22 protein-coding genes and 1 pseudogene are annotated in these 25,542 nt (G+C 43.3%); 18 read left to right on the top strand and 5 right to left on the bottom strand.

From position 1 onward, the window contains the following. Positions 1-12 precede the first annotated feature (12 nt). The 8 genes from JXR92_RS10225 (at position 13) to JXR92_RS10260 (ending at position 8,634) form a co-directional block, all read left to right on the top strand. On the top strand, positions 13-513 hold the full coding sequence (locus JXR92_RS10225) for an SPOR domain-containing protein (protein WP_117600914.1): 501 nt from the start codon (positions 13-15) through the stop codon (positions 511-513). A gap of 535 nt (positions 514-1,048) precedes the next feature. Then, on the top strand, positions 1,049-1,873 hold the full coding sequence (cysQ, locus tag JXR92_RS10230; protein WP_117600913.1) for a 3'(2'),5'-bisphosphate nucleotidase CysQ: 825 nt from the start codon (positions 1,049-1,051) through the stop codon (positions 1,871-1,873). A 7-nt stretch (positions 1,874-1,880) separates the two neighbouring features. Then, positions 1,881-3,434, top strand: a complete 1,554-nt coding sequence (locus tag JXR92_RS10235) for an SLC13 family permease (RefSeq protein ID WP_138345715.1) — start codon at positions 1,881-1,883, stop codon at positions 3,432-3,434. Positions 3,435-3,454: 20 nt separating this feature from the next. Then, entirely contained in the window at positions 3,455-4,060 is a 606-nt protein-coding gene (cysC, locus tag JXR92_RS10240) for an adenylyl-sulfate kinase (protein WP_117600911.1), read from the top strand. Between the two features lie 6 nt (positions 4,061-4,066). After that, positions 4,067-4,978: a sulfate adenylyltransferase subunit CysD gene (cysD, locus tag JXR92_RS10245; RefSeq protein WP_206897499.1), complete on the top strand. Its 912-nt coding sequence runs from the start codon at positions 4,067-4,069 to the stop codon at positions 4,976-4,978. Positions 4,979-5,017: 39 nt separating this feature from the next. Next, positions 5,018-6,481 (top strand): sulfate adenylyltransferase subunit CysN, encoded by a 1,464-nt coding sequence (gene cysN / locus JXR92_RS10250; protein WP_117965428.1) that lies wholly within the window; start codon positions 5,018-5,020, stop codon positions 6,479-6,481. Between the two features lie 55 nt (positions 6,482-6,536). Continuing rightward, positions 6,537-7,643, top strand: coding sequence for a sulfotransferase family protein (locus tag JXR92_RS10255; protein ID WP_057256401.1), 1,107 nt, complete (start codon positions 6,537-6,539; stop codon positions 7,641-7,643). A 25-nt stretch (positions 7,644-7,668) separates the two neighbouring features. Then, positions 7,669-8,634, top strand: a complete 966-nt coding sequence (locus JXR92_RS10260; RefSeq protein WP_034525516.1) for a PCMD domain-containing protein — start codon at positions 7,669-7,671, stop codon at positions 8,632-8,634. A gap of 74 nt (positions 8,635-8,708) precedes the next feature. Here JXR92_RS10260 and JXR92_RS10265 read toward each other — a convergent pair whose 3' ends face one another. The 5 genes from JXR92_RS10265 to JXR92_RS10285 all read right to left on the bottom strand — a co-directional run bounded on the left by JXR92_RS10265 (position 8,709) and on the right by JXR92_RS10285 (position 14,390). After that, the gene (locus tag JXR92_RS10265; protein WP_034523133.1) at positions 8,709-9,461 is read right to left on the bottom strand and encodes a YjbH domain-containing protein; all 753 of its coding nucleotides are present in this window, start codon (positions 9,459-9,461) and stop codon (positions 8,709-8,711) included. Between the two features lie 127 nt (positions 9,462-9,588). After that, a complete protein-coding gene (locus tag JXR92_RS10270) occupies positions 9,589-10,728 on the bottom strand; it encodes an OmpA family protein (protein ID WP_005827866.1) in 1,140 nt (379 codons plus the stop codon). A gap of 40 nt (positions 10,729-10,768) precedes the next feature. Next, positions 10,769-11,647, bottom strand: coding sequence for a DUF3869 domain-containing protein (locus tag JXR92_RS10275; RefSeq protein WP_174646123.1), 879 nt, complete (start codon positions 11,645-11,647; stop codon positions 10,769-10,771). A 13-nt stretch (positions 11,648-11,660) separates the two neighbouring features. Beyond that, positions 11,661-12,908 (bottom strand): hypothetical protein, encoded by a 1,248-nt coding sequence (locus JXR92_RS10280; RefSeq protein WP_206897533.1) that lies wholly within the window; start codon positions 12,906-12,908, stop codon positions 11,661-11,663. 342 nt (positions 12,909-13,250) lie between these two features. Continuing rightward, positions 13,251-14,390, bottom strand: coding sequence for a site-specific integrase (locus tag JXR92_RS10285; protein WP_005827858.1), 1,140 nt, complete (start codon positions 14,388-14,390; stop codon positions 13,251-13,253). Positions 14,391-15,254: 864 nt separating this feature from the next. On the opposite strand from JXR92_RS10285, the pseudogene JXR92_RS10290 reads away from it, so the two are divergent. The 10 genes and pseudogenes from JXR92_RS10290 to rpmI all read left to right on the top strand — a co-directional run. Continuing rightward, positions 15,255-16,238, top strand: a pseudogene (locus JXR92_RS10290) (hypothetical protein); the annotation flags it as partial. Positions 16,239-16,251: 13 nt separating this feature from the next. Continuing rightward, complete coding sequence (locus JXR92_RS10295) at positions 16,252-17,142, top strand: DUF3869 domain-containing protein (protein ID WP_206897532.1); 891 nt, start codon at positions 16,252-16,254, stop codon at positions 17,140-17,142. Positions 17,143-17,185: 43 nt separating this feature from the next. After that, positions 17,186-18,325, top strand: coding sequence for an OmpA family protein (locus JXR92_RS10300; RefSeq protein WP_005827866.1), 1,140 nt, complete (start codon positions 17,186-17,188; stop codon positions 18,323-18,325). Between the two features lie 127 nt (positions 18,326-18,452). Next, a complete protein-coding gene (locus JXR92_RS10305) occupies positions 18,453-19,205 on the top strand; it encodes a YjbH domain-containing protein (protein ID WP_034523133.1) in 753 nt (250 codons plus the stop codon). A 116-nt stretch (positions 19,206-19,321) separates the two neighbouring features. Continuing rightward, positions 19,322-19,747, top strand: a complete 426-nt coding sequence (gene ruvX, locus JXR92_RS10310) for a Holliday junction resolvase RuvX (RefSeq protein ID WP_005827870.1) — start codon at positions 19,322-19,324, stop codon at positions 19,745-19,747. A 43-nt stretch (positions 19,748-19,790) separates the two neighbouring features. Then, positions 19,791-20,348 carry a peptide deformylase gene (gene def / locus JXR92_RS10315; protein ID WP_022402114.1) on the top strand — a complete coding sequence of 186 codons (558 nt, stop codon included), beginning with the start codon at positions 19,791-19,793 and terminating at the stop codon, positions 20,346-20,348. 116 nt (positions 20,349-20,464) lie between these two features. Next, on the top strand, positions 20,465-22,525 hold the full coding sequence (locus tag JXR92_RS10320; protein WP_117601460.1) for a tetratricopeptide repeat protein: 2,061 nt from the start codon (positions 20,465-20,467) through the stop codon (positions 22,523-22,525). 79 nt (positions 22,526-22,604) lie between these two features. Then, positions 22,605-24,545, top strand: coding sequence for a threonine--tRNA ligase (gene thrS / locus JXR92_RS10325; protein ID WP_005836068.1), 1,941 nt, complete (start codon positions 22,605-22,607; stop codon positions 24,543-24,545). Positions 24,546-24,666: 121 nt separating this feature from the next. Beyond that, positions 24,667-25,269, top strand: coding sequence for a translation initiation factor IF-3 (infC, locus tag JXR92_RS10330; protein ID WP_117601461.1), 603 nt, complete (start codon positions 24,667-24,669; stop codon positions 25,267-25,269). Between the two features lie 65 nt (positions 25,270-25,334). Further along, positions 25,335-25,532, top strand: a complete 198-nt coding sequence (gene rpmI / locus JXR92_RS10335; RefSeq protein ID WP_005827880.1) for a 50S ribosomal protein L35 — start codon at positions 25,335-25,337, stop codon at positions 25,530-25,532. The last annotated feature ends 10 nt before the right edge of the window (positions 25,533-25,542 follow it).

The following is a 25,542-nucleotide window of genomic DNA, read 5'->3' on the forward strand; positions in this document are numbered from 1 at the left end:
ACAATAGAAAAGATGAAAAAATTAGCCGTATTGGGAATGGGAGTATGTATAGCTCTGGCATTCTCTTCTTGTAAATCAAGTGAAAGTGCTTATAAGAAAGCATATGAAAAGGCAAAACAGCAGGAATTGGCCGAGCCGCAGACAACTGCCCCTGTTGAAGAGGTGGCTCCAGTAGTTACCGCTCCGGTAGAAGTAAAGGTAGTGGAAAGTGCACCTGCCGACATGCGTCAGGAAAAGGTGACTGTGGTATCAGGTGGTACCAGCTTGAAAACCTTTAGTGTAGTTTGCGGAGCTTATAGCGTGAAAGCTAATGCGGAAGGTGTGAAGCAGACATTGGTGAATGAAGGTTATACTGCAATGGTGGTTTACAATGCAGAAAGAAATCTGTATCGTGTAGTTATCGGTACATTCGATGACAGAGCATCCGCCGAGAATCTGCGTGACTCTTTCAAAGCTAAACATCCTTCGAATGATGACTTCCAGAAGGCATGGTTGCTGTACAGCATCAATTAATAGAATTCTTTTTGGTAATTCATAACAGAAAGGAATGTATGTTTCCTTTCAAGATGAGGCAGTAACTGCGAAGTTACTGCCTTTTTCATGATATGCCGAAAGAATGTGAAGGCTGGCGCTGTCATGTGTTTGGTTTGGCAAAACAAAGTGTTTCCTTTAACGGAACAGTTTGTTTCATTAAAGAGAACACTTTGTTTCTCTTAACAAAACATCTCGTCCTATTGCATAAAAACAAAATGTTTTTATATACTGAAACAACTTGTTTTCCTATGCTGAAACAAAGTGTTCAGTGCTGTGAACTAATGAACTAACTGAGGAAAGGCTCTGATAAACTCATGTTGTCACAGTTTCTTTATTTCCTTCTCCTTCGTGAATACTTCACTCTATTTTTCTGCTCCGGATTGATTTTCCTGATTGTGAAAAGTGCTTATAATATTCTCTCTTTCGTTTAAAAGAAGTTATAAAACAAGAGGTGGAAACTTTTGGACCTAAAAAAGTTTTTAATTTTGTGCTTTATCTTTGAGAAGAATATAATATGGAACGACGATATATACTGAATGCGATTGATGCCGCTTTGCAGGCTGGCGAGAAAATTCTTTCCATTTACGATGATCCGGCATCGGATTTTCAGGTAGAAAAAAAAGCGGATAATTCTCCTCTTACTATTGCCGACCGTAAAGCTCATGAAACTATCTGCCGTTTTTTGGCTGATACACCTTTCCCTCTGCTAAGCGAGGAAGGTAAACATTTGCCTTTTTCAGAGCGTAGAAATTGGGAAACCTTATGGATTGTAGACCCTTTGGACGGTACGAAGGAGTTCATCAAGAGGAACGGTGAGTTTACGGTGAATATAGCTTTGGTGCATCACTCGGTACCGGTAATGGGAGTTATTTATGTGCCGGTAAAAAAGGAGCTCTATTTTGGAGTGCATGATTCGGGTGCTTATAAGCTATCCGGTATTACTGCGCGTAATGGAATGTCCTGGGATGAATTGATTGCGAAAGCTGTCCGGCTGCCGGAAACAGGTATGCACGAACGATTTGTCATTGTGGCTTCCCGTTCGCATCTGACGCCCGAGACAGAAGATTATATCGAGAAGATGAAATGCAGCCATGCGGAAGTTGAGCTTATATCAAGTGGAAGTTCCATCAAGATTTGTCTGGTAGCTGAAGGTAAGGCTGATGTATATCCTCGTTTTGCCCCTACGATGGAATGGGATACGGCGGCTGGGCATGCTATTGCACGTGCTGCCGGAATGGAAATTTATCAGGTGGGGAAGGAAGAACCTTTGCAATATAATAAGGAGGATTTGCTGAATCCGTGGTTTATCGTAGAGCCCAAGCATACTGAAATAAAATAACGACTGTATGACATTTGATATATTGTTTGTACTATTGGCATTGTTGGGTATGGTGATTGCCTTGGTTCTGGATAAAATGCGTCCGGGCATGGTGCTCTTTTCTGTCGTAGTATTGTTCTTGTGTGCAGGCATCCTTACTCCTAAGGAGATGTTGGAAGGGTTCAGTAATAAGGGGATGATGACTGTTGCCATGCTGTTTCTTGTCAGTGAAGGCATCAGGCAGTCGGGTGCTTTGGGGCAAATAATCAAGAAGCTGCTTCCGCAGGGTAAGACTACAGTCTTTAAAGCGCAGTTCCGCATGTTGCCCACCATTGCCTTCATTTCAGCTTTTCTAAACAATACTCCGGTGGTTGTTATCTTTGCTCCCATTATCAAGCGTTGGGCTGAATCGGTAAAATTGCCTGCTACCAAGTTTCTTATACCTCTTTCATACGTTACAATACTTGGTGGTATCTGTACATTAATAGGCACATCAACCAATCTGGTGGTGCATGGCATGATATTGGAAGCCGGATATGAAGGTTTCACTATGTTCGAGTTGGGCAAAGTAGGAATTTTCGTCGCGATTGCGGGTATCCTTTATCTGTTCGCTTTCTCCTCAAGGCTTTTGCCGGATGTTCGTACGGATGCGGTAAAGCTGGATGAGGAGCCGGAGGAGCATGGAGATTTGCATCGGGTGGAGGCTGTACTCGGCGCCCGTTTTCCCGGTATCAACAAGAAACTTGGTGATTTTAACTTCAAGCGGCATTATGGGGCCGAAGTGAAGGAGATTAAGCGTAGCGGTCAGAGCATTGCCGGAAATCTGGAAAATGAATATCTCCGCGAAGGAGACACGCTGGTGGTGATGGCTGATGACTCTTTTATAAAGACCTGGGGGGAATCTTCGGTGTTCGTGTTGCTGGCCAATGGCAAGGATACGGAGCCGGTGCCCGGAAAGGGAAAGCGCTGGTTTGCCTTGGCTTTGCTGATATTGATGATAGTGGGGGCAACGGTCGGTGAACTTCCGGCTGTCAAGGAAGCTTTCCCGGAAATCAAGCTGGATATGTTTTTCTTCGTTTCCATTACTACTATCATTATGGCCTGGACAAAGATATTCCCGGCCCGCAAGTATACCAAATATATATCTTGGGATATTCTGATAACGATTGCTTGTGCTTTTGCTATCAGCAAGGCGATGGTGAATTCCGGAGTGGCAGACGCTGTGGCGCATTTCATTATAGGGATGAGCCATCATTATGGCCCCCACGTGTTACTGGCTGCTATGTTTATCATAACGAACCTGTTTACGGAACTGATTACGAATAATGCGGCTGCGGCACTCGCTTTTCCATTGGCACTTTCCATCTCTTCACAGATGGGAGTCAGCCCGATGCCTTTCTTCGTTGTAATTTGTATGGCGGCTTCCGCCAGTTTCTCTACTCCTATAGGGTATCAGACTAATTTGATTGTACAAGGTATCGGTAACTATAAGTTCACGGATTTTGTACGCATCGGGTTACCTTTGAATATCATTACTTTCCTGATATCCATTTTCTTGATTCCTTTAATTTGGCCATTTTAAAAAAGAAGAAATAATAACATATGGAAGAAAACAACCACATATATCCGATATTCGACAGAATGCTGATGCGGAAGGACAAAGAAGACTTGTTGAAGCAGCACGGCGTGATGATTTGGTTTACCGGCTTGAGCGGCTCCGGCAAAAGTACGATAGCCATTGCCTTGGAGCGCGAACTTCATAAAAGGGGATTGCTTTGCCGTATCCTGGATGGTGACAACATCCGCAGTGGCATCAACAGTAACCTCGGCTTTACGGAGGCCGACCGTGTGGAGAATATCCGGCGTATAGCCGAAGTTTCCAAACTCTTTCTTGATACGGGGGTTATAACAATCGCGGCTTTTATCAGTCCTAATAACGATATTCGTGAAATGGCAGCTGATATTATCGGACAAGACGATTTTCTGGAAGTTTATGTCAGCACCCCGCTTGAAGAGTGTGAGCGCCGTGACGTGAAGGGGCTTTATGCCAAGGCACGTAAGGGAGAAATTAAAAATTTTACGGGCATTTCCGCTCCTTTTGAGGAACCGGCTCATCCGGCTCTGACGTTGGACACCTCTGTTCTCAGCCTGGAAGAATCGGTCAATAAATTGTTGGAACTCATTTTACCAAGAATTCAGAAGAAATAAGATATAATGAAAGAAGAATATAAATTGAGCCATTTGAAGGAACTCGAAGCAGAGTCCATTCATATTATCCGTGAAGTGGCAGCGGAGTTTGAGAATCCGGTGATGCTGTATAGTATCGGCAAGGATTCTTCGGTTATGGTGCGCTTGGCCGAAAAGGCGTTTGCTCCCGGCAAAGTGCCGTTCCCGTTGATGCACATCGATTCCAAGTGGAAGTTTAAGGAGATGATACAGTTCCGTGACGAGTATGCCAAGAAGTATGGTTGGAACCTGATAGTGGAAAGCAATATGGAAGCTTTCAATGCAGGTGTCGGACCTTTTACGCATGGCAGCAAGGTGCATACGGACCTGATGAAAACGCAGGCTTTGCTCCACGCATTGGATAAGTATAAGTTTGATGCGGCATTCGGTGGCGCTCGCCGCGACGAGGAGAAGTCACGCGCCAAAGAGCGTATTTTCTCCTTCCGTGACAAGTTCCATCAATGGGACCCCAAAAACCAGCGTCCCGAATTGTGGGATATTTATAATGCCCGGGTACATAAAGGAGAGAGTATCCGAGTATTTCCGTTAAGTAATTGGACGGAGCTGGACATCTGGCAATATATACGTTTGGAAAATATTCCTATTGTGCCGTTGTATTTTGCCAAGGAACGTCCTTGTGTGGAGATTGACGGAAATCTGATAATGGCGGATGACGACCGCTTGCCTGAACAGTACCGCGACCAGATAAAGATGCGTATGGTGCGTTTCCGTACGCTGGGTTGCTGGCCGTTGACCGGTGCTGTGGAAAGCGATGCCGATGCCATCGAGAAGATTGTCGAGGAAATGATGACCACCACCAAGAGTGAACGGACGACCCGTGTCATTGACTTCGACCAAGACGCAAGCATGGAGCAGAAGAAGCGCGAGGGATACTTCTAAAGGAATTAAAATTAAGAATTAAAAATTAAATCATTAAGGATGAACGATTCTACACTTGATATAAAGGCTTTTCTTGATAAGGATGAGCAGAAAGACTTATTGCGCTTACTGACTGCCGGTTCTGTGGATGACGGAAAATCCACATTGATAGGCCGTCTGTTGTTCGACAGCAAGAAACTATATGAGGATCAGCTGGACGCACTGGAACGCGACAGCAAGCGCATGGGAAATGCCGGCGACCACATTGACTACGCCCTTTTGCTGGACGGCTTGAAGGCAGAGCGCGAACAAGGCATCACCATCGACGTGGCATACCGCTACTTCTCGACCAACAACCGTAAGTTTATCATTGCCGACACTCCGGGACACGAGCAGTACACACGCAACATGATTACCGGAGGCTCTACGGCTAACCTGGCAATTATTCTGGTGGATGCACGTATGGGTGTCATTACGCAGACGCGCCGGCATACTTTCCTGGTGTCGTTGCTTGGCATCAAGCATGTGGTGCTTGCTGTCAATAAGATGGATCTGGTGGATTTCTCCGAAGAACGTTTTAATGAGATAGTCGATGAATATCGGAAGTTTATAGCTCCATTGGGTATTCCTGACGTAAACTGCATTCCGCTGTCAGCTTTGGACGGGGACAATGTAGTGGAGAAATCGGAACGTACTCCTTGGTATGAGGGTATTTCACTTCTTGACTTCCTGGAGACGGTACATATTGACAACGATCATAATTTGAAGGATTTTCGTTTCCCGGTTCAATACGTCTTGCGCCCCAATCTTGATTTCCGTGGTTTTTGCGGCAAGGTGGCTTCGGGTATTGTTCGTAAGGGAGATGAAGTGATGGCATTGCCTTCCGGTAAGAAGTCGCATATCAAGAGTATAGTTACATACGATGGAGAGTTGGATTACGCCTTTCCGCCCCAGTCCGTCACCTTGACTTTGGAGGACGAAATAGATGTGTCGAGAGGGGAAATGCTGGTACATCCGGATAACCTGCCCGTCATGGACCGCAATTTTGAAACGATGCTGGTTTGGATGGATGAAGAGCCGATGGATATCAACAAATCATTCTTCATCAAACAGACCACCAATATAAGCCGTACCCGCATCGACAGCATCAAGTATAAAGTGGATGTCAATACGATGGAGCATCTTTCCATTGACAACGGAAAGTTGAGCAAGGAAACATTGCCGATGCAGCTCAATCAGATTGCGCGCGTGGTGCTGACCACTGCCAAAGAGCTTTTCTTTGACCCTTATCGGCAGAATAAGGCTACCGGTTCGTTCATCCTGATAGACCCGATAACCAACAATACCAGTGCTGTAGGTATGATTATCGATAGGGTGGAGGATAAGGAGATGCACTTGTCCGAAGACCTGCCTATACTGAATTTGCCTAAGCTGGGTATAGCTCCCGAACATTACGAAGCCATAGAAAAGGCTGTGAAGGAGTTGGAGCGCCAAGGCATTGCAGTGGTTGTGGAAAAAGAATGAACAGCTTTTTGATAGAGTGGGAGAGAAACTGTAATATATTAATATATAGACTATAATGGGACTATTAGAATTCAACAAGCTTCCTATAAACACATTGGTAGGCGCAGATTGGAAAACATTCAAGGATATAACGGGCGGTCGTGACATCGGTGCTGCCTACAAAGGCAAGTATCGGCTGACAAAAGCTGTCTGCCGCCTGCTGTCCACTTTGGCTCCTCTGCAGGACAGACGTTATGAAAAGCTCCTGGCAGATAAGCCCCTGGAGCATGATCCGGTATTCATTTTGGGACATTGGCGTAGCGGGACTACGTTTGTGCATAATGTTTTCTCCTGCGACAAGCATTTCGGTTACAACACGACATACCAGACTGTATTTCCGCATCTCATGATGTGGGGGCAGCCTTTCTTTAAGAAGAACATGAGCTGGCTGATGCCGGACAAACGCCCCACGGACAATATGGAGCTTGCCGTCGACCTTCCGCAAGAAGAGGAGTTTGCTTTGGCAAATATGATGCCCTACACCTATTATAATTTCTGGTTCCTGCCCGAATATCAGCAAGAGTATGCCGATAAATATCTGCTGTTTGATGATATTACAGAGAAAGAACTGAAAGTGTTTGAGGAGACTTTCGTCAAATTGATAAAAATCTCTCTTTGGAATACGAAGGGAACTCAGTTTCTTAGTAAGAATCCGCCTCATACGGGACGTGTGAAAGAGCTTGTCAAGATGTTCCCCAATGCTAAGTTTATCTATCTGATGCGTAATCCTTATACTGTTTTCGAAAGTACACGTAGTTTCTTTACTAATACCATTCAGCCGTTGAAGTTGCAGGATATCAGTAATGAGGAGCTTGAAAAGAATATTTTGTCCATTTATGCCAAACTGTATCATAAGTACGAAGCGGACAAGACATGTATTCCTGAAGGAAACTTGATAGAGGTGAAGTTTGAAGACTTCGAAGCGGATGCAATGGGAATGACTGAACATATCTACAAGGCTTTGTCCATTCCGGGCTTTGCAGAGGCACGTGCCGATATTGAAAAGTATGTAGGCGGAAAGAAAGGATATAAGAAGAATAAATACAAGTATGATGAGCGTACAGTGCAGTTGGTTCAGGATAACTGGAATTTTGCGCTGGAACAGTGGAAGTACGATTTATAATGATTGTCAATTATTAATGAGAGAAATGATTCAAAAGAAAGTTCGTATATTGGGAATGCTGTCTGCCATGCTCTGTTGCGGAGCAGTTTCTGCACAGCAGCACGAGGTAGAGATGATTCCTTTCGGAAATATGGATCAATGGATTGACCGCCAAATCAAGGAATCCGGTATTATTGGCGGTGCCACGAAGAATGTATATGCTATCGGGCCTACTGCTACTGTCACCGAGACCAAGGCATACAAGAATATGGGAGGTTCGCCGTGGGCGACATCCAATGTGATGGCCCGGGTAGCCGGTATCACGAAAACCAATACTTCTGTTTTCCCGGAAAAGCGAGGGGATGGTTTCTGTGCCCGTATGGACACCCGTATGGAGAGTGTGAAGGTTTTTGGAATAGTGGATATCACGGTGCTGGCTGCCGGCTCCATGTTTCTGGGTGAGGTGCACGAACCTATCAAGGGGACCAAGAATCCGCAGAAAATGCTGAATTCCGGCATACCGTTTACAAAGAAACCTATCGCCATACAGTTTGATTATAAAGTAAAGATGTCCGACCGCGAGAAGCGTATCCGTGCAACGGGCTTTAGCCGTATCACAGATGTTGAGGGAAAGGACTTCCCGGAAGTGAATCTGTTTCTGCAAAAGCGTTGGGAAGATGAGAAGGGGAATATCTATGCCAAGCGTGTAGGAACGATGGTCGTACGATATTATACTACTACCGATTGGCATAATAATGCCACTTATTCCATCATGTACGGTGATATCACCGGTGACCCTGCATACAAGGCCCACATGATGCGTCTTCAGGTTGAAGAACGCTATGCAGTTAACAGTAAAGGAGAGAGTGTGCCTATTAAGGAGGTTGCCTGGGGGACGAAGGACGATGTGCCCACTCATTTGCTGTTGCAATTCACCTCTAGTCATGGTGGTGCTTATATAGGTTCTCCTGGCAATTCGCTATGGATTGACAATGTAAAATTGGTCTATTAGAATAAAAGCAGTTAAAGTTGATGTCATACTTTAGCTGCTTTTTTTATGGAGTCAACGAGACTTTGACTTACTTCTTATTTCAAATGAATTTTGTATGTCAGCCCTCCCGTGAAATATTTCATCCTCTGCATTTCGACCTGCACATGCAGATGCTTGAACAGCAGATAAGTGGCTCCCAAAGCAAAGTCCTTGGAGTCGTACTCCGCTATCACCCTCAACTGCGGATGGAAGGAGGGATTGTAGGTGACACCCAGTGCAAAGCCATTCAGTTTGTACTCCTTGCGGTTGTTGTAAAGGTAGGAAAGATGGACACCGATCTCCTCCTTACCCACAACGGGTATATGCTTGGAGGCGGCAATATAGAAACGGCTGTAATAGCCGTTACCTTCCGTGGTGCCTACCTGGCCGCCACCGGAGGAAGTGAACGGGTCGGACGTCCCCAGCACGACAGCCGGCATGTATTTCCAGAACTGCCCCTCCTTCAACACACGTAGACGGGCGGAAAAGTAGCGGTCCTGGTTCGTGAACCCGCTATACCCGTATGGCTTCAATCCCAACGCCTCCGCCTTGAAGAGCGTACACGTGTAGGCCACTTCCAGAAAGGGGAAGATGGTGACGTTCAGGAAATAGTTGTAGGTATGATAGTACCAGGTGGGCGGTGTGAGCTCCTTGTTCAGGAAGTTGCCGCCGACCATGAAAGTCTTGTCGCGCTGCATCTCCGCAGAGGGCGCATGCAACAGCCCGGTTGTACCATACGTCAACTGGGAAAAGGCCGAAAGGGAAAGGCTGCAAAACAGAACGATAAAGAATAGCTTAAACTTCATCATCACATATAAATTCAGTCGCTGATAAAAAATGGGTTGCTTTATAACGTGCATCGGACATAGTACCAAAAAAAGGCGTCTGAGTCCCAGACGCCTTCATTTTTAGAGTCTATTTGTCACTTGGAGTGTATTATTCCAGGATAACTACGCGGTTCAGGAAGTTCTTGCCGAACATGTTTTCAGTACCACCGAATCCTACGAGTTCAAGCTGGTCCTTGTCAACACCCTGAGCAATCAAAGCGTCGTAAACAACCTGGGCACGCTTTTCGGACAGCTTCTGGTTCCAAGAAGCGCTACCGGTAGCCTTGTCTGCATAACCTGCAACTTTGTACTTCTTGTCCGGATTAGCCTTCAGAATCTTGGCAGCCAGTTCGATGTTAACCTTGCCATAGTCGTCCAGACGGGCGCTGCCAATCTTGAAGAAGATGGCACGCGGACCGGCAACTTCAACTTCCTTGGTCACTTCCTTAACTTCAGGTTTAGCGTTGGCCAGTGCATTCTTGCAGTTAGCCAGGTCAGCCTGAGCCTGAGCCAGTTCACTTCTATATCTGTTGATTTCCGCATTGACTGCGTCTTCGTCAATCTTAGAAACCGGAATAAACTTCTTACCGCCGAAGATGTAGCTAACACCTGCGGTCAGCATACCTGTACCTTCAGCCTTGCGATGGCTGCTGATATTACCGAAAATGGACGGAGCGATGGCACCGCGAGCTTCTACGTCAATGGCCCACTTGGTGTTGATATTGAACTTCAAGCCCAAACCGGCAGAAGCGCCGATACGTGCACGCATTTCTGCTTCACCGGCAGGAGCCATAGACTGCGAAGTACCATCAGCACTAATTGTAACATCCACATTTTGAGATTTTGCTACAGAAATTTGAGGTCCCAAGAAACCGTAAACTTCGAAGAAACGGTTAGGATTAGCACCGGCAAACAATGTAGAAAGATTGATCATTGCATCAATGTTACCACCTACATAAGTCTTGTTGTGTTCCCAGTATGCATCATCCAAACACAAATGCTGAGTAATACCGTTTACCTGAGCACGTACCCCCCAAGTCGGAGTAATCAGCTTACCAACTGACACGCTGAAATGCGGAGCAATCTTATTGAAACCGTCATTGTTGATGGCGTGGATACCACCACCTACACTGACAAAAATATTATCGCTCCATTTCGGAGTGTAGTAGTTCGTTTTTTCCTGTGCATTCAGATTTGCTGCACAAGCGCCTGCCAATAGTAAGGAGGCTATCATTAATTTACTTTTCATTTTCTCTTGAGTTTAAGATAAATAACAACTAAAACCTCTATTAATCAAGTTCACCAACACCACCACCGGCATTGCCTTCACCATGACCATGACCATGACCGTGGCTATGACCGTGACCAGGAATATCCTGATTTTCAGTGACACTCAATTTAGAAGTAGTATAATCATCAACCTTAATAGAACCCAAAGCATCAGCATCAGCCTTAGTCACAGCTTGTTTCACAACATTATACTCAGTCGTTACAATTGTATAAGTTATAGAAGCCGTTGTTCTTGAGTTAGCATAAACAGAATACTCACCATCTTTTGTTGATGCAACATGTTCCGTATAGGTATTTTCAAGCGTATTGAAGAAAGATTCAATAGCAGCACGTTCAATAAGATCGTCTGTGTTGATCTTTTTTGAACCTTCTACAACTTTGGCACCGCTCTTTTCTACATAAGTAAATGAAGGGATAGAATACCAATAAAGTTCAGGATTATCCCATACTTTTTCTTTTGTTTTTTCATCTGTAGATGTAGTGGGTACTGCTACAATCTTAGTCTCAGCATCTTCTTCCTGAAGAATGATAGTCGGAGTCAGAGTAGCAAATTGCCCAGCTTGCAAAGCAGGAACCTTAACTGTAACAGTTGCACTCAAACCATTATAAGAAGCTGTAACATCAACACTCTTAGGAGCCAGAGTAGGATTACCAGTAAATGTCAACTCTGCAGGTGCGATAGTGGCTTGGCCAGTTACATCTGTAGTAACACCATCCTCTATAGCAAGCACAATCGGACTAATAACAGCTTGTGCATTAGTAGGAGTTACATTAACGTTGAACTCTTCCTTCTCACAAGAAGTTAAAGTTGTAGCTAAAGCTACTACGGCTAACGCAAATACTGCACTTATGCCGTTTAAGAATTTAATCTTTTTCATCTCAATTAATTAATTAAAAATTTAACAATTCTGACTTAATAAAATATGGGTTAAAACTATTTTCTTCCATTATATTGTCACTAACTTCCGCTTTATACTGTCTATAATAGTACCTTTCATTACCTGCATTATAAACAATGCCCATATTAGCAGAGGTATTCACACGAGGTATATATCCTTTCCTTTTATATTTATAAGGAGGTAATGCCACTTGAAATCGGAAGCCTCCATTCATCTTTGCATGTTCTGCTTTCATTGCATAGAAACCAATCGAACAATAGCGAAAATGGCGAATCATTTCAAATTTAACACCTTTCTCCTTCAATAAATACTGTTCTGCTTTCAGATTAAACTGAGTGTTAAATTGCGGCCAATAAAAGCTACCGCCCAAAGACCAAGTTACAAGTGCTGTCGAAGGATCATATACATAGCGAAATCCGCTCCAATATCCCATTCCTGTATACCCAATCCGAGCCATTAAGGAAAAGCGTTCATCCTTAAAAGGGCGATAAAATTCGGCGTCCACTCCATATTGGTCAGCACTAAAACATCCCACAGTCACTTTACCAAACACATTATACGGTAATCTAAAACGCTGTGAAATTGTAATATGTCCTGGATGAACTTTATCTTCAAACCTTCCATACCCATCATTATAAACCGGTATTTTCAACTGTGCCGTTAAATTCATACCTTTCCATAACGAAACTTCTATCGCAGGACTCAAATCAAACAAGACCTGGTAAATCTGTGTAATCACCAGATTCTTGAAAGCTAATTGAGGATACACCAATACATCAATCTTGAACAAAGAACTATTTTTCAACTTTATTTTCCGTGCATTTTTCCAAGTATCACCCAATTCATAGCTTACATTCCAGTCATCACGTTCTGCTTGGAGCACCGAATCCCCCTTTATGGGATGATAATAAAGAGAAATCTGAGGTACATTATTGTCCAGAACTATTATCCGGCATGACTTTTCTTCCGGTAAACCCATCTTTTGAATAACATCCACCGCTTTGCCTATGCCTACGCCTTGCAAACGATATGCAGAGTTCTGCAGAACATACACACGTTCATTGCCATCTTCTGTCCATCCAACATTTTCAAATCCCATTTCCACTAAAGCATCTACAGTACTTTCCCCCGTTTGGCAAATCCCTTTTAAAGGGAGCAAACAGTATAAAAAGAACGCTGCACACAGTGCTATTGTTTTAGTATTTAGGCACTTTCTTATGTTAGAGTTTTTATACCTCATCTTTTTCAACCATTTTTTGTGTTCGTATAACACAAAATATGCTGCAAAAATAGACACATTTTTAATAATACCAAAGATTTTTATATGAAAAAATGAAATAATGTTGTTTTTTCTTCAAAAGCCCCCAACAAATACTCAGAATGTTTATATGAAGTATATTAGCTATCTTAAAATCCTTAATATAGCTGTGCATAATTACTATACAGAATGTTGTTTTTTGTGCCAAATAGTCATTTTTCAGATGTTTTTGCTAATTCACTTTTCTCTGAAAAAGGATAAATAGAAGAAATATCTGCAAGAATTAAAGAGAATGACAAATTGCACTTCGCATTTAACCAACCCCTATGATATATTAGGAATTAAATCAATAGCTTTCTTTTTACTTTCATCTACAAGCTTTGCATAAATTTGTGTTGTTTGTATATTGGTATGTCCCAATAGTTTGGAGACCGTATATAAATCTACTCCCAGTGTCAGCATCATTGTTGCATGTGTGTGGCGCGCTGTATGAAATGTTACATGCTTTGATATCCCAGCTTGTTCAACCCATTTGTGTAAAATTACATTACTTCTCCCCAGTGAGACCAATCCGGCAAACACCTTTTCCGTTTCTGGTGCATTTCCTCTGTCTGGCAGATGTTTTATGGCTTCCGAACAGAGTGGAAGCGATATGGCTTCTTTCGTCTTCTTCTGAATAATACTCAATAGTGCATTGCCATTTTCATCATAGCGTATATCTTCCCATCTCAATGCAATAATATCACAATGCCTCAACCCACAAAAACAGCTGAATAAAAATGCTTTCCTTAATAAGGTATTATAAAAAGGAGTATGAACCAATCTGGTCAATTCCTTTATAGTAAGATAATCCCTTTCTGTTCGATTACGTTTTGGTTTGTCCTCGTTCTTTATCTTATTCATCGGATTAACAGTTATATAATCTTCAGAGACGGCCCTATTCAAGCAGTAGCGCAGCGTTTTCAAATAATAGAATTGGGTGTTAACATGCAATGTCTTTTCCTTCTTACAATGTTCTTGTTTTGTTTTCTTCAAGTAATCTATAAAACCCAACAAATAAGTCTTGTCCACCTTTCTTAGCAATATTCCATTCGGAGTATATCTTTCCAAATGGCATACAACGGCATGTATGGCACTTTTCCGTACTCTATTGTTCACACTTTGTTCTGCTATTAATTTCATATAGCCAGTCAGCTTCATATTGGACAATCTGTTATGATTAAATCCGTAAGTTTGATTATATATTTCCAAAATCTTCTGAGCCTTTATCGCATTTGCCAAATTTAGCGTCTCGACATTTCTTTTTTTATCAGCTTGATTATGTTCAGGGATAATATACAACTTTAAGAATTCGTATTGCCGCCTTCCATTCATATAAATATCCAGATATATGGATTGGCATCCATTAACCAATTTTTTTGTTCTCACCTTTATTGGCTCTTTTAAATTCAATTGCTTTTTCATATTCTTTAAATAAAAACATACAGTTTATTATTAGTAGTAACAAAGCAGTAACAAAAATCAATCCTACAAATTGCTTTCATGTTCTATCACTCTTGTCTTTTTTTATAATTACCTTATTAACTATCAAATATTTACAGTATAGGGCACAGCGTTACTGAAAGAACAAATATAATAATAAGCCAGTAACAATTAAACTATCAAGAGTGTGGCTATTGCTATGGCGGCGGAAACTTTCTCTGGAAATTTATTTTCCATCACTTTGCTTCCACACTTCCACCCACCTTCTGCATTCCCCTATCCATCGGCATTTGCCCTGCGGTGGAAGCAAGCCGAAAAGGTGGAAGCAAATTTTGCTTCCACCTGCCTGAAACGCCGAGGTTTTGCAGTAACCACCTGTTTACTAGCATAATATTACGTAAGAGCTACATAAATCAATCAGTTCGTTTTTCCTGCATTTTCGAGCTTGCTCTTCTACGAAATCGGTGGATATCGAGTTGGGCGGTAGGACGCATCATTCCGCAGGGACTATGAAAGGTACCGGTAGAGTGAGCCATTCAAGCGGATGATTTCTAACTCATGGCTATGAATAATGCCGTCTAATGTCCTTTAAGTTGTTGTACAATACATTTGCGCCCTATCCACAATAGATGTAGGCTACGTACTTCATCCGAAAAGTCTTGGGGTTAGTGACGCCTAACAGTCATGAACAACCCTGCTTACGGCCATAAAGCAATCGCTTGACGACCATTAGCAGAGTTGTTCATGGCCGTTAGGCGTCATTAATCCCCTATGCAACAGCAGACAAACAAAGAGAGAGAAGCCAAGGATTGTCTGTGTTTTAGATAGAAAGCCCATTTATTAGCAGGTGTACCGGAAGAAAAGTCATGCCGCATAATAGTTCTGGATAATAATGTACCCCAGATTTCTCTTTATTATCATCCCATAAAGGGAGATTCGGTGCTCCAAGCAGAACGTGATGACTGGAATGTAAGCTATGAATTGGGTGATACTTGGAAAAATGCACGAAAAATAAAGTTGAAAAATAGTTCTTTGTTCAAGATTGATGTATTGGTATATCCTCAATTAGCTTTCAAGAATCTGGTGATTACACAGATTTACCAGGTCTTGTTTGATTTGAGTCCTGCGATAGAAGTTTCGTTATGGAAAGGTATGAAATTAACGGCACAGTTGAAAATACCGGTTTATAATGATGGATATGGAAAATATGAAGGTAAGGTTCATCCGGGAAATTTGACTCTTTCACAACGTTTCAGGTTGCCGTATAATGTGTTTGGTAAAGCTACTGTCGGGTATTTTAATGCGGATCAGTATGGATTTGATGTAGATTTATTTAGGCCTTTTAATGATGAGAGATTTTCTTTGCTGGCTCGAATAGGATATACTGGAACTGGATATTGGGACGGATTTAAATTGCATTATGATCCTTCTACATGGGTTGCCACTTGGTCTTTGGGGGGGAGCTTTTATTGGCCGCGGTTCAATACTCAGTTCACACTGAAAGCTGAACAATATCTAATGAAGGAAAAGGGGGTCAGATTTGAAATGGCTCGTCATTTTCGTTATTGTTCGATAGGCTTTTATGCTATGAAAGCAGAGCATGCCAAAGCGAATGGAGGATTCCGGTTTCAGGTGGCATTGCCTCCTTATAAGTATAAGAGAAGAGGGTATATACCGCGTGTAAACACCTCTGCCAATATGGGCGTTGTATATAATGCGGGTAATGAAAGGACTTATTATAAGCAATACAAAGCAGAGGCAAGTGATAATATAATGGAAGAAAATAGTTTTAACCCATATTTTATTAAGTCAGAATTGTTAAATTTTTAATTAATTAATTGAGATGAAAAAGATTAAATTCTTAAACGGCATAAGTGCAGTATTTGCGTTAGCCGTAGTAGCTTTAGCTACAACTTTCACTTCTTGTGAAAAAGAAGAGTTCAATGTAAATATTGAGCCTATCAATGCGCAAGCTACTATCAGTCCGATTGTACTTGCCGTAGAGAATGGCGTTACAACTGATGTAACTACTGCTGCTACGGTCACTATCAGTCCGTCAGCTACGTTTACTGGTAATCCAACTTTGGCAGCAACCAAAGCTACGGTTACTGCTTCTTATAAGGATATGAGTGTAGAAGTCAAAGTTGATGTTCCGGAATTGCAAGCTGGTCAGTTTGCTTCTTTGACTCCGACTATCATTCTTCAGAAGGAAACAGCAGAAACAAAAATCGAAGTTGAAGAATCTACTACTGATGAAAAGGAATCTGTAGATGGCAAGAACGCTGTTGCCAATCCTAGTGATTATTGGCTTACCACTACCATACGTTACACTAAAAAAACGGGGAATAAGGTAGTGTCTACTAAGAATGATGCAACGGATTTTGAAGATAAGATGCTTGTTAATCAATTCTTTGCAACTCTCAAGGATACATATAAAGAAGAACCTGCTGTAAAAGAAAATGTTAAAGTTTATGCTCATTCTCAAACAGAAGCAAAGGCTGTCTATACTGTTGTAAATACTGAGTATAAGATTATTAAGAAGACTGATGCTACAACAAAAGCTGGCGATGTCACTCTTGGTATTGCTGTAGTAAATAACTATACAAAAACAGATTTGGATATTAAAGTTGATCAGCCGATTCCGGGTCATAATCATGCTCCTCAATCTCATGGTCATGGACATGGTCATGGTGATGATGGCAACGCAGGTGGTGGTATTATAATTGCTGACTAATTGATTTTCAGTTGTAGTTATCAATCTTTAAACTCAAGAGAAAATGAAAAGTAAATTAATGATAGCCTCCTTACTATTGGCAGGCGCTTGTGCAGCAAATCTGAATGCACAGGAAAAAACGAACTACTACACTCCGAAATGGAGCGATAATATTTTTGTCAGTGTAGGTGGTGGTATCCACGCCATCAACAATGACGGTTTCAATAAGATTGCTCCGCATTTCAGCGTGTCAGTTGGTAAGCTGATTACTCCGACTTGGGGGGTACGTGCTCAGGTAAACGGTATTACTCAGCATTTGTGTTTGGATGATGCATACTGGGAACACAACAAGACTTATGTAGGTGGTAACATTGATGCAATGATCAATCTTTCTACATTGTTTGCCGGTGCTAATCCTAACCGTTTCTTCGAAGTTTACGGTTTCTTGGGACCTCAAATTTCTGTAGCAAAATCTCAAAATGTGGATGTTACAATTAGTGCTGATGGTACTTCGCAGTCTATGGCTCCTGCCGGTGAAGCAGAAATGCGTGCACGTATCGGCGCTTCTGCCGGTTTGGGCTTGAAGTTCAATATCAACACCAAGTGGGCCATTGACGTAGAAGCTCGCGGTGCCATCGCTCCGTCCATTTTCGGTAATATCAGCAGCCATCGCAAGGCTGAAGGTACAGGTATGCTGACCGCAGGTGTTAGCTACATCTTCGGCGGTAAGAAGTTTATTCCGGTTTCTAAGATTGACGAAGACGCAGTCAATGCGGAAATCAACAGATATAGAAGTGAACTGGCTCAGGCTCAGGCTGACCTGGCTAACTGCAAGAATGCACTGGCCAACGCTAAACCTGAAGTTAAGGAAGTGACCAAGGAAGTTGAAGTTGCCGGTCCGCGTGCCATCTTCTTCAAGATTGGCAGCGCCCGTCTGGACGACTATGGCAAGGTTAACATCGAACTGGCTGCCAAGATTCTGAAGGCTAATCCGGACAAGAAGTACAAAGTTGCAGGTTATGCAGACAAGGCTACCGGTAGCGCTTCTTGGAACCAGAAGCTGTCCGAAAAGCGTGCCCAGGTTGTTTACGACGCTTTGATTGCTCAGGGTGTTGACAAGGACCAGCTTGAACTCGTAGGATTCGGTGGTACTGAAAACATGTTCGGCAAGAACTTCCTGAACCGCGTAGTTATCCTGGAATAATACACTCCAAGTGACAAATAGACTCTAAAAATGAAGGCGTCTGGGACTCAGACGCCTTTTTTTGGTACTATGTCCGATGCACGTTATAAAGCAACCCATTTTTTATCAGCGACTGAATTTATATGTGATGATGAAGTTTAAGCTATTCTTTATCGTTCTGTTTTGCAGCCTTTCCCTTTCGGCCTTTTCCCAGTTGACGTATGGTACAACCGGGCTGTTGCATGCGCCCTCTGCGGAGATGCAGCGCGACAAGACTTTCATGGTCGGCGGCAACTTCCTGAACAAGGAGCTCACACCGCCCACCTGGTACTATCATACCTACAACTATTTCCTGAACGTCACCATCTTCCCCTTTCTGGAAGTGGCCTACACGTGTACGCTCTTCAAGGCGGAGGCGTTGGGATTGAAGCCATACGGGTATAGCGGGTTCACGAACCAGGACCGCTACTTTTCCGCCCGTCTACGTGTGTTGAAGGAGGGGCAGTTCTGGAAATACATGCCGGCTGTCGTGCTGGGGACGTCCGACCCGTTCACTTCCTCCGGTGGCGGCCAGGTAGGCACCACGGAAGGTAACGGCTATTACAGCCGTTTCTATATTGCCGCCTCCAAGCATATACCCGTTGTGGGTAAGGAGGAGATCGGTGTCCATCTTTCCTACCTTTACAACAACCGCAAGGAGTACAAACTGAATGGCTTTGCACTGGGTGTCACCTACAATCCCTCCTTCCATCCGCAGTTGAGGGTGATAGCGGAGTACGACTCCAAGGACTTTGCTTTGGGAGCCACTTATCTGCTGTTCAAGCATCTGCATGTGCAGGTCGAAATGCAGAGGATGAAATATTTCACGGGAGGGCTGACATACAAAATTCATTTGAAATAATTAATGAAAAAATCAGCGGAGGGATGTTTGATACTATCAGACATCCCTTTTTTCTGTATTATATATGTAAGATTAACGGCGGAATTCAAATTTTAATCGTAATTTTGTAGCCCATTATGAGTAGAATAATAGCCATAGACTACGGTCGAAAACGTACGGGAATAGCCGTGAGTGATACATTGCAGATGATTGCGAATGGACTGACAACTGTGCCTACACACCAATTGTTGCAGTTTCTTCTTGATTATGTGGCTAAGGAGCCGGTAGAGCGTATCTTGGTAGGCCTTCCTAAGCAGATGAATAATGAGGCTTCGGAAAACATGAAGAATATCGAACCTTTTGTCCGTTCGCTGAAGAAGAAACTGCCTGACATGCCGGTTGAATATGTAGACGAGCGTTTTACTTCTGTTCTGGCTCATCGGACGATGCTTGAGGCTGGATTGAAAAAGAAAGACCGCCAAAATAAAGCACTGGTGGATGAAATCAGTGCAACTATTATTCTGCAAACTTATTTGGAGAACAAACGTTTCTCCTTTTTATAATGTATAGAAAATAATTTGTAATTAGTAATTTGTAGTAAAGGAAATGATTTTACCCATTTATGTGTACGGTCAGCCCGTATTGAGAAAGGTAGCAGAGGATATTGCCCCGGACTATCCGAATTTGAAAGAGCTTATTGAGAATATGTTTGAAACGATGGACCATGCCGAAGGCGTAGGACTTGCAGCACCGCAGATTGGGCTTCCCATCCGCGTGGTGGTAATCGATTTGGATGTACTTTCCGAAGATATGCCAGAATATAAAGATTTCCGCAAGGCGTATATCAATGCCCATATTTTGGAGGTGTCCGGTGAGGAGGTTTCTATGGACGAGGGGTGCTTGAGCCTTCCCGGTATTCATGAGTCGGTGAAGCGTGGCAACAAAATACGTGTGCAGTACCTGGACGAGAATCTGGAACCGCACGATGAGATTATCGAAGGCTACCTGGCACGCGTGATGCAGCACGAGTTCGACCATCTGGAAGGAAAGATGTTCATCGACCATTTGTCTCCGTTGCGCAAGCAGATGATTAAAGGAAAACTGAATGCCATGTTGAAGGGCAAGGCACACTGCACTTATAAGGTGAAAACCGTAAAGAAATAAGTCAACCATATAATATGGTATAAAAGGCTCAAAAAATATAAAAAGTGTTCCGCTAATCCCGACAAGTAAACGAAAAACGTTACTTTTGTTTCGTTTACAAGCATTTATAAAACAAGATGATAAGAAAAATACTGACAGCTATTTTGCTGTTACCCACATTGTTGTATGCGCAAATCAATACGGAACGGGTGATGACCATTGCTCGGAATGCATTGTATTTTGAGGATTACGTGCTTTCTATCCAATATTTTAATCAGGTAATCAACGCGAAACCTTATTTATATGAGCCTTATTTCTTCCGTGGACTGGCAAAAATCAATTTGGATGACTATCAGGGAGCGGAGAGTGATTGTGATGCTGCGATTCAAAGAAATCCTTTTGTGGTAGGTGCTTACCAGATCAGAGGATTGGCACGTATCCGTCAGAACAAGTTTGACGAGGCGATTGAAGATTATAAAACCGCTATCAAATACGATCCGGAGAATGTGGTGCTTTGGCATAATCTTTCTCTTTGCCATATTCAGAAAGAAGATTATGAGGCAGCTAAGGAAGATTTGGGTACGCTTCTGACAATTGCCCCCAAATATACGCGTGCCTATCTGATGCGCGGGGAAGTCTCCCTGAAACAGAACGATACGATACAAGCTTTGCGTGATTTTGACAAAGCTATTGATATGGACCGTTATGACCCGGACGGATGGGGGGCAAGAGCCATTGTACGTCTCCAGCAGGGAAAGTATAAAGAGGCTGAAGCTGATTTGGACCAGTCTATCCATCTGAGTGCAAAGAATGCCGGTAACTATATCAACCGTGCCTTGGCGCGTTTCCATCAGAATAATTTGAGAGGCGCCATGAGTGACTATGATTTGGCTTTGGATATTGATCCGAATAATTTTCTCGGGCACTACAACCGCGGTCTGCTGCGTGCCCAGGTAGGCGATGACAACCGGGCGATAGAAGATTTTGATTTTGTGTTGAAGATGGAACCGGATAATATGATGGCCACTTTCAATCGTGGTTTGTTACGTGCGCAGACGGGGGATTACCGGGGAGCTATCAGTGACTATTCCAAAGTGATTGCAGAATATCCTAACTTTATGGCCGGCTATTATCAGCGTGCCGAAGCCCGTAAAAAGATTGGCGACCGTAAAGGAGCCGAGCAGGATGAGTTCAAAATCATGAAGATGCAGATAGACAAGCGTAACGGTGTTTCTTCCGGTGACAAAAAGGAAGGTGGCGACAGTAAGGATGTTGCGGATAATTCTTCGGGGAACTCCAATGGAGATGGCGGGAAGACCCGTAAGAAATCCGACAAGAATATGGAAAATTATCGGAAAATTGTAATAGCGGACGATTCGGAAGTTGACCAGCGTTATAAGAGCGATTATCGTGGACGTGTACAAGACCGGAATGTGACCATCAAGCTTGAGCCGATGTATGCTTTGACTTATTATGAGAAACTGAGCGATGTGAAGCGTATCGTACATTATCATAAGTATATTGAGGAACTGAACCATTCGAAACTGTTCCCGAAGCCACTGCGCATCACCAATATGGAAGCTCCGCTGACGGAGGAACAAGTACGCTTCCACTTTGCTTTGATAGACGCTCATACGTCTGATGTGGTGGCTGACGAGAAGAACGCCAAGAAACGTTTCATGAGAGGTCTGGACTTCTATCTGGTTCAGGATTTTGCCAGTTCCATAGATGACTTTACAAAGAGTATCTTGTTGGACGACACTTTCTTTCCGGCATACTTTATGCGTGCTTTGGTGCGTTATAAGCAACTGGAATATAAAAAGGCCGAAGCCACAATGAGTGAAGGCGCCACTTCGGGTACAACGGAAATGAAGAAGCCTGAAGTGACGGCCATCGATTATGAAGTTGTGAAGAATGACCTGGACCACGTTATCCAATTGGCTCCTGATTTTGTTTATGGCTATTATAACCGTGGCAATGTGTCTTCGTTGCTGAAGGATTACCGTGCCGCCTTGGCGGATTATGACAAGGCGATTGAGCTGAGCCCCGATTTTGCTGAAGCATACTTTAACCGTGGGTTGACGCACATCTTCCTGGGGAATAACAAACAAGGTATTGCTGATTTGAGTAAAGCCGGAGAGTTGGGCATTGTGTCGGCCTATAATATCATAAAGAGGTTTACAGATACACGGGAATAACATTTTTTTGCTAAAAAATAGAATATCAAAAAGAATTAGCTATTTTTGCGTTCTGAAAAATGAAATATACATATAAACTATGATAAAGATAACATTTCCAGACGGCTCTGTTCGTGAATATAACGAAGGAGTAACGGGACTGCAGATTGCAGAAAGCATCAGTTCGCGATTGGCACAAGACGTGCTGGCTTGTGGCGTGAACGGAGAAATTTATGATTTGGGGCGTCCTATCATGCAAGACGCTGAAGTGGTTCTTTATAAATGGGAGGATGAGCAGGGTAAGCATGCCTTTTGGCATACCAGTGCCCACCTGCTGGCCGAAGCTTTGCAGGAACTCTATCCGGGCATCCAGTTCGGTATAGGTCCTGCTATCGAAAACGGTTTCTACTATGATGTGGACCCGGGTGAAACGACTATCAAGGAAGCTGACCTGCCGGCCATTGAGAAAAAAATGGCTGAACTGGTGGCTAAGAAAGAAGCGGTTGTCAGACAAGACATTGCCAAGGCAGATGCTTTGAAGATGTTTGGTGACCGTGGAGAAACTTATAAATGCGAGCTGATTTCCGAATTGGAAGACGGTCACATCACAACTTATACGCAGGGTGCATTTACCGACTTGTGCCGTGGCCCTCACTTGATGACCACAGCTCCTATCAAGGCTATTAAACTGACTTCCGTTGCCGGTGCTTACTGGCGTGGACAAGAAGACCGTAAGATGATGACCCGTATCTATGGCATCACTTTCCCTAAGAAGAAGATGCTGGATGAGTATCTTGTTCTGCTGGAAGAGGCAAAGAAGCGCGATCACCGTAAAATCGGTAAGGAGATGGACTTGTTCATGTTCTCCGACACCGTAGGTAAGGGACTCCCGATGTGGCTGCCCAAAGGTACTGCACTGCGTATCCGCTTGCAGGACTTCTTACGTCGCATCCAGGCCCGTTACGATTATCAGGAAGTAATGTGTCCGCCCATCGGCAACAAATTGCTTTACATCACTTCCGGACACTATGCAAAATATGGTAAGGACTCCTTTCAGCCCATACATACACCGGAAGAAGGGGAAGAGTACTTCTTGAAACCGATGAACTGCCCTCACCACTGTATGATTTACAAGAACTCACCCCGTTCTTACAAAGACCTGCCTTTGCGTTTGGCAGAGTTCGGTACGGTTTGCCGTTACGAGCAGAGTGGTGAGCTGCACGGGCTGACACGTGTACGTAGCTTTACGCAGGATGATGCGCACATCTTCTGTCGTCCGGACCAGGTGAAGGATGAGTTCCTCCGTGTAATGGACATTATCTCCATCGTGTTCGAATCTATGGACTTCGAGAACTTCGAGGCACAGATTTCCTTGCGCGACAAGGTGAACCGCGAAAAATATATCGGTAGTGACGAGAACTGGGAAAAAGCAGAACGTGCCATTATCGAAGCTTGTGAAGAAAAGGGGTTGAAGGCAAAAATAGAATATGGAGAAGCTGCTTTCTATGGTCCTAAACTGGATTTCATGGTGAAGGATGCCATTGGTCGCCGTTGGCAGCTGGGTACCATCCAGGTGGACTACAACCTGCCGGAACGTTTCCAACTGGAATATACCGGTGCCGACAATCAGAAGCACCGTCCCGTAATGGTTCACCGTGCTCCGTTCGGCTCCATGGAACGTTTCGTGGCTGTGCTTATTGAGCATACAGCTGGTAAATTCCCGTTGTGGCTGACTCCTGATCAGGTCGCTATTCTGCCTATCAGCGAGAAGTTCAACGACTATGCGCATGAAGTGAAACAATACTTGAAGCGATATGACATCCGTGCCATTGTGGATGAACGCAATGAAAAGATTGGTCGTAAGATTCGTGACAATGAGATGAAGCGTATTCCGTACATGCTGGTTGTAGGTGAAAAGGAGGCTGAAAACAAGGAAGTTGCTGTCCGCAAGCAGGGAGAAGGTGATAAGGGAACCATGAAATTTGAAGAATTTGCCAAAAAAATGAACGAAGAAGTTCAGAATATGATAAATAAATGGTAACTTTGCGCCCAATTGTAGAAGCATAGCATATATTAGATGTTCTAAAGATCGCTTTTACTTAACATAAAACATTAATTTGGGAATAGTAAATAAGAAACAAACTGGAAGTAAACGTTATTTAATGAAGAATGACAGCTTAAAAGGGCAACATCGGATTAACGAACAAATCCGGGCCAAAGAAGTCCGCATAGTGGGCGATGAAGTAGAACCAAAAGTGTATCCGATAGCGCAGGCTTTAAGACTTGCTGAAGAACATGAAGCGGATCTCGTGGAGATTTCTCCAAATGCACAACCCCCTGTTTGTCGTATTATTGATTATTCTAAATTTCTTTATCAGTTAAAGAAGCGTCAGAAAGAGCAAAAGGCAAAGCAGGTGAAGGTAAACGTGAAGGAAATACGTTTTGGACCTCAGACTGATGACCATGACTATAATTTCAAGTTGAAGCATGCCAAAGGCTTTTTGGAAGATGGCGATAAGGTGAAAGCCTACGTATTCTTTAAAGGTCGTTCTATCTTGTTCAAAGAGCAAGGAGAAGTGCTGCTGCTCCGTTTTGCCAATGACTTGGAAGATTATGCGAAGGTAGACCAGATGCCGGTTCTGGAAGGAAAGAGAATGACAATCCAGCTCTCTCCGAAGAAAGCGGCGGCATCGAAGAAGAGCGTGGCTCCCAAGCCTGCAGAAGATGCGCCAAAGGCCGCGTCGGCTGAAACCGAAGGAGAATAAAGAATGAGTAACGCCATAGGTATAGTGCGTTGCCATATAATTTAATAATTAAAAAGTTAAAAAAGATGCCAAAGATGAAGACTAACTCCGGTTCTAAAAAGAGATTTACTCTTACCGGAACAGGTAAAATCAAAAGAAAGCACGCTTTTCATAGTCACATCCTGACTAAGAAAACTAAGAAGCAGAAAAGAAACTTGTGCTACTCTACACTTGTAAGTACAACAGATGTAAGCCAGGTGAAAGAGCTTTTAGCAATGAAGTAATTGAAAAGCG

Source organism: Bacteroides parvus, assembly GCF_017309675.2.
In the GTDB taxonomy this organism is placed as follows: domain Bacteria; phylum Bacteroidota; class Bacteroidia; order Bacteroidales; family Bacteroidaceae; genus Bacteroides; species Bacteroides uniformis.

Coding starts and splice junctions, on each gene's coding strand:
- infC (WP_117601461.1), top strand. CDS start 24,667: ATGAAGAATGACAGCTTAAAAGGGCAACATCGGATTAACGAACAAATC.
- JXR92_RS10295 (WP_206897532.1), top strand. CDS start 16,252: ATGAAAAAGATTAAATTCTTAAACGGCATAAGTGCAGTATTTGCGTTA.
- JXR92_RS10270 (WP_005827866.1), bottom strand. CDS start 10,728: ATGAAAAGTAAATTAATGATAGCCTCCTTACTATTGGCAGGCGCTTGT.
- ruvX (WP_005827870.1), top strand. CDS start 19,322: ATGAGTAGAATAATAGCCATAGACTACGGTCGAAAACGTACGGGAATA.
- JXR92_RS10255 (WP_057256401.1), top strand. CDS start 6,537: ATGGGACTATTAGAATTCAACAAGCTTCCTATAAACACATTGGTAGGC.
- JXR92_RS10300 (WP_005827866.1), top strand. CDS start 17,186: ATGAAAAGTAAATTAATGATAGCCTCCTTACTATTGGCAGGCGCTTGT.
- cysC (WP_117600911.1), top strand. CDS start 3,455: ATGGAAGAAAACAACCACATATATCCGATATTCGACAGAATGCTGATG.
- thrS (WP_005836068.1), top strand. CDS start 22,605: ATGATAAAGATAACATTTCCAGACGGCTCTGTTCGTGAATATAACGAA.
- cysN (WP_117965428.1), top strand. CDS start 5,018: ATGAACGATTCTACACTTGATATAAAGGCTTTTCTTGATAAGGATGAG.
- rpmI (WP_005827880.1), top strand. CDS start 25,335: ATGCCAAAGATGAAGACTAACTCCGGTTCTAAAAAGAGATTTACTCTT.
- JXR92_RS10320 (WP_117601460.1), top strand. CDS start 20,465: ATGATAAGAAAAATACTGACAGCTATTTTGCTGTTACCCACATTGTTG.
- JXR92_RS10265 (WP_034523133.1), bottom strand. CDS start 9,461: ATGATGAAGTTTAAGCTATTCTTTATCGTTCTGTTTTGCAGCCTTTCC.
- def (WP_022402114.1), top strand. CDS start 19,791: ATGATTTTACCCATTTATGTGTACGGTCAGCCCGTATTGAGAAAGGTA.
- JXR92_RS10235 (WP_138345715.1), top strand. CDS start 1,881: ATGACATTTGATATATTGTTTGTACTATTGGCATTGTTGGGTATGGTG.
- JXR92_RS10260 (WP_034525516.1), top strand. CDS start 7,669: ATGATTCAAAAGAAAGTTCGTATATTGGGAATGCTGTCTGCCATGCTC.
- JXR92_RS10305 (WP_034523133.1), top strand. CDS start 18,453: ATGATGAAGTTTAAGCTATTCTTTATCGTTCTGTTTTGCAGCCTTTCC.
- JXR92_RS10275 (WP_174646123.1), bottom strand. CDS start 11,647: ATGAAAAAGATTAAATTCTTAAACGGCATAAGTGCAGTATTTGCGTTA.
- JXR92_RS10280 (WP_206897533.1), bottom strand. CDS start 12,908: ATGAGGTATAAAAACTCTAACATAAGAAAGTGCCTAAATACTAAAACA.
- JXR92_RS10285 (WP_005827858.1), bottom strand. CDS start 14,390: ATGAAAAAGCAATTGAATTTAAAAGAGCCAATAAAGGTGAGAACAAAA.
- cysD (WP_206897499.1), top strand. CDS start 4,067: ATGAAAGAAGAATATAAATTGAGCCATTTGAAGGAACTCGAAGCAGAG.
- cysQ (WP_117600913.1), top strand. CDS start 1,049: ATGGAACGACGATATATACTGAATGCGATTGATGCCGCTTTGCAGGCT.
- JXR92_RS10225 (WP_117600914.1), top strand. CDS start 13: ATGAAAAAATTAGCCGTATTGGGAATGGGAGTATGTATAGCTCTGGCA.